The 4,431-nt window shown below is 40.8% G+C and carries 3 protein-coding genes and 1 riboswitch; of the genes, 2 read left to right on the top strand and 1 reads right to left on the bottom strand.

Annotated elements, in window-relative coordinates; translation table 11 throughout:
• The coding region (locus ABYK33_RS13975; protein WP_373033900.1) for a hypothetical protein at window positions 1-190 on the top strand (190 nt) is incomplete at its 5' end.
• A gap of 35 nt (window positions 191-225) precedes the next feature.
• Here the strand turns inward: ABYK33_RS13975 and ABYK33_RS13980 are convergent.
• Window positions 226-678: a PAS domain-containing protein gene (locus tag ABYK33_RS13980; protein WP_373033901.1), complete on the bottom strand. Its 453-nt coding sequence runs from the start codon at window positions 676-678 to the stop codon at window positions 226-228.
• 72 nt (window positions 679-750) lie between these two features.
• Window positions 751-825: riboswitch (cyclic di-GMP riboswitch) on the bottom strand.
• Between the two features lie 123 nt (window positions 826-948).
• Between ABYK33_RS13980 and metH the strand changes: the two genes are divergently transcribed.
• The coding region (metH, locus tag ABYK33_RS13985; RefSeq protein ID WP_373033902.1) for a methionine synthase at window positions 949-4,431 on the top strand (3,483 nt) is incomplete at its 3' end.

Genomic DNA, 4,431 nt, shown 5'->3' on the forward strand with positions numbered 1-4,431 from the left:
TGGTACAAAAGATGGGAAGATCAGTATTACTACTGTAGCGCAACCATATGGTCCAAAGAGTGAAAGTGTAGCAAGTATTGGTATTTCACTTCAGGCAGGTGCAGAAGAACCGGATTGGAAAGTACATATTCCTAAAGCAAATATAGATGCAGTGATCAGTGCATTGCAAGAAGCGAAAAAAAGTTTATAGTTTTTGAAAAAAGGTTAATGGGTCAAGCCCATTAACTATATCTCGTCATGCATCATGACTTTGTATTGATCTAATGCTCTTTGCATAAGGTCTGGATCAGGAATTTTTCTTCCTGCGATATATCCGATGATATTACCATCATCATCCAGTTTTGGTTTGATCCATACTACTACCAGATAATATTTTCCTTCATTAGTCATATTTTTGACAAAACCTTCCCAGTAGTTACCACCTTTAATGGTTTCCCACAATCCTTTAAATGCTGCTTTTGGCATGTCCGGATGTCTGTTGATACTGTGCGGTGCACCGATGAGCTCTTCTCTTGTGTATCCTGTGAGATTACGAAACTTTCGGTTGGCATAGGTAATGATACCCGCTGTGTCTGTTTCGGTGATCATCACTCCACCGTCAAATGGAACTTCTACATCTATCGGATCAGGTTTTGTGATTTCTTTACCGGTGATAATGTTTTTAATTGTTTTTCCCATTTTTTCTCCATGGATAGTAAGTTACATAAAAAGTTTATAGAACAGAAAGAAGCACAAATGTAGTCGACACCATTTGGCAGTTTGGCAATCTACATGAGACCCATAACTTTCTGACCTCACTTCACAATGAGTTTAGCATTTCATATGTATAAATTATATAGTATCTGTCTATTGCTTATATCGACATAATACTATAGCTTATAGAGGATATTTAATCATATTTTCTGCATACTTTGCTACAATTACAGAATTATGTTAAAGGGGCGTTTTGTGTCTATTACAGAAACAATCAAATCACTTTTAGAAGAACGTATACTCGTCATCGACGGTGCAATGGGTACACAGATACAGGACTTGGATGTACCAAGTGAAGCATGGATAGATGATAATGGTGTGGATCAAGAGGGGTGTAATGAACTCTTGAACCACACAGCACCAGAACTTATAGGGCGTATTCATAAGCGGTATGCTATGGCTGGTGCTGATTTGCTCAAGACGAACACATTTGGTACTATGCCATGGGTACTTGATGAATATCAGATGGGTGAACGTGCCTATGAGCTCTCAAAAAAAGGTGCTCAACTTGTTAAAGAGATCTGTAACGAATATGGCACAGAAGCATCACCAAGATTCGTTTTGGGTTCTATAGGGCCAGGTACAAAGCTGCCTTCTCTTGGGCATATTCATTATGATGAGATGTATGAAGGGTACAAGTTATGTGCATTGGGCCTTATAGATGGCGGTTGTGATGTATTTCTTCTTGAGACATGTCAAGATCCATTGCAGATAAAAGCTGCTCTGCATGCCTGTCAGGATGCAAGCGAAGAGAGAAACGTTCAACTACCTATTATGATTTCAGTCACCATAGAGCTAAGCGGTTCGATGCTGATCGGTACGGATGCAACAACCATTGTGACCATACTTGAGCCATTTGACATTCTCTCTTTGGGTTTCAACTGTGGTACAGGTCCTGATCAGGTCAAAAAACACCTCAAGACACTAAGTGAACTGTGTAATATACCTATCTCTGTTCATGCCAATGCAGGACTTCCTCAAAATAGGGGAGGGTATACCTATTATCCGATGGGACCAGATGAATTTACGGATAAGCAACTTGAATTTACAGAATTTGACGGGGTGAGTTTTCTTGGGGGCTGTTGTGGCACGACACCTCAGCATATTCAAGCACTTAAAAAAGCTGTTGAGGTCATTGTGCCTAAGAAGGCCAGTGGAAGTATAGAGCCGAGCATCGCTTCACTTTTTAATACGACTGAACTTTTTCAGGAACCTGCACCGTTACTTATAGGTGAACGTTCCAACTCTACAGGTTCTAAGGCATTTAGGGAACTCATCATTGCATCTGATTATGAGGGTACTTTAACGGTAGGTCAAGCACAGGTACGTGATGGTGCACATTGTCTTGATGTCAACGTAGAATTTGCAGGACGTGATGGTGCAAAAGATATGCAAGCCATCATGGAATTGTATAATCAGAAAATACCTCTACCACTGATGCCAGATGCCACACGTGTACATACGATGGAAGAAGGTTTAAAGTGCATTGGTGGTAAACCTATCATCAACTCAGTGAATCTTGAAGACGGTGAAGAGAAGTTCCATGCTATATGTAAACTAGCTAAAAAGTTTGGTACAGCATTGGTCTGTCTTACGATCGATGAAGTAGGAATGGCAAAGACCAAAGAGGATAAAGTTGCCCAAGCAGAACGCATGTATGACATGGCAGTGAACGGTCACGGTATAGACCCGAGAAACCTTATTTTTGATACGTTGACATTTACTGTCGGTTCAGGAGACTTGGAGTACCGTGATGCAGCCATTCAAACACTTGAAGCCATACGTGAATTACACATCCGCCATCCTGAAGTAGGTTCTACACTGGGGCTTTCTAACATTTCGTTCGGACTGGATGTGAATGCAAGACGTTATTTAAACTCTGTTTTCTTACACCATTGTCTGCAAGCAGGGCTAACGACTGTTATTATCAATGTGAAGCATATCATACCACTGGCAAAGATGAGTGATACTGACCTTGAGATCTGTGAAGAATTACTCTTTAATCCTGATGATAATTCACTCTTTAAGTTCATAGAGCACTTTTCAGATGCAGTCATAGATGACGAAGCAAATGATGAAGCGTATGAAGCCATGAGTAATGAAGAAAAGATAGCACAACTTCTTCTCGATGGTGACAAAGAACGTATGATACCTTTAGTAGAAGAAGCACGTCATGAGATACACCCCGATACTATCGTTAATGAAATACTCATAGACGCTATGAAAGTAGTAGGGGAACTCTTTGGTTCAGGACAAATGCAACTTCCGTTTGTACTTCAGTCTGCTGAGACCATGAAAACAACAGTGGATTACCTAAACCCGCACCTCACCAAACAAGAAAAAGATACTGACACCACACTGGTCATAGGTACAGTTAGAGGGGATGTGCATGATGTGGGTAAAAACCTTGTAGACATCATACTTTCAAATAACGGTTTTAAAGTCGTTAACGTAGGGATAAAAACAGACTTACAAGAGTACCTTGATGTAGTAGAAAGACAACCTATCCAAGCGATAGGTATGTCTGGACTTCTGGTGAAATCTACAGCAGTGATGAAAGACAATCTAGAAGCCATGGCAGAGATGGGTATGGAGATACCTGTACTTTTAGGAGGTGCAGCACTTACACGCGCTTTTGTGGATGATTTCTGTAGACCTATTTATAAAGGCCCTATATTCTACTGTCGTGATGCATTTGACGGGGTTATCGCCATGAGTCGTATAGAGAAGTTCAATGAAGACAATTCAGTAGGGCTAGACACACGTTTGGCCGGGGATATGGTGGAACGTGAAGAGAAGGTGAAAAAAGAGGTCATCATACCTCCTTTTGAAGAGATCAAAATGCCTGAGAAAGTAGAGATACCAACACCGCCATTTTGGGGTAGAAGAGTACTTCAAAAAGCAGACTTGGATCTCTCTATGATATACGAGTGGCTCAACACACGTTCTGTATTTAAGATGCACTGGGGATATAAGAGTAAAGGTATGGATAAAGAAGCATACCAAAAGCTCATAGATGAAACCGTCTATCCTGCTTTTGAACGTTTGAAAAGAGAGTTTATTGAAAAAGATCTTTTTGAACCGACTATCATCTACGGGTATTATCCATGTAGAAGTGATGATCAGGAGTTGTTCCTATTTGATGAGAGCGAAGGATGGAATGTCGATGCTAATGCCAATAGAGAACCTTTGAACAAGGTCATTGGTAGAGCAGTCACGAAGTTCTCTTTCCCAAGACAGGGCAGAAAACCACACAGAGCACTCTCTGACTTCTACAGACATGATAGACATGATGTCATCGCACTTACATGTGTGAGTGCTGGAGCTAAGTTCTCTGCTTATGAAAAAGAACTCTATGATGCTGGTAAATACCTCGAATATAATATGGTACATGGCTTATCAGTAGAGCTTGCAGAAGCTTTGGCAGAAGTAGTACACAAGCAGATAAGACTTGATCTGAACATTGCTTCAGAAGATGACGGATATACTTTACGTGATGTACGTATGAACCGCTATCAGGGTGCAAGATATTCGTTCGGTTACCCGGCATGTCCAGACCTAGAGCAAAGTAGAGAACTGTTTGATATGCTAAAACCTGAAGAGTTCGGTATAGAACTCTCTGAGACCTTCCAAATAGTCCCAGAACAGAGTACCACGGCATTGGTTGTACATCATAAA

The sequence above is a fragment of the Sulfurovum sp. genome (genome assembly GCF_041562805.1).
Lineage (GTDB): Bacteria > Campylobacterota > Campylobacteria > Campylobacterales > Sulfurovaceae > Sulfurovum.

Coding starts and splice junctions, on each gene's coding strand:
- ABYK33_RS13980 (WP_373033901.1), bottom strand. CDS start 678: ATGGGAAAAACAATTAAAAACATTATCACCGGTAAAGAAATCACAAAA.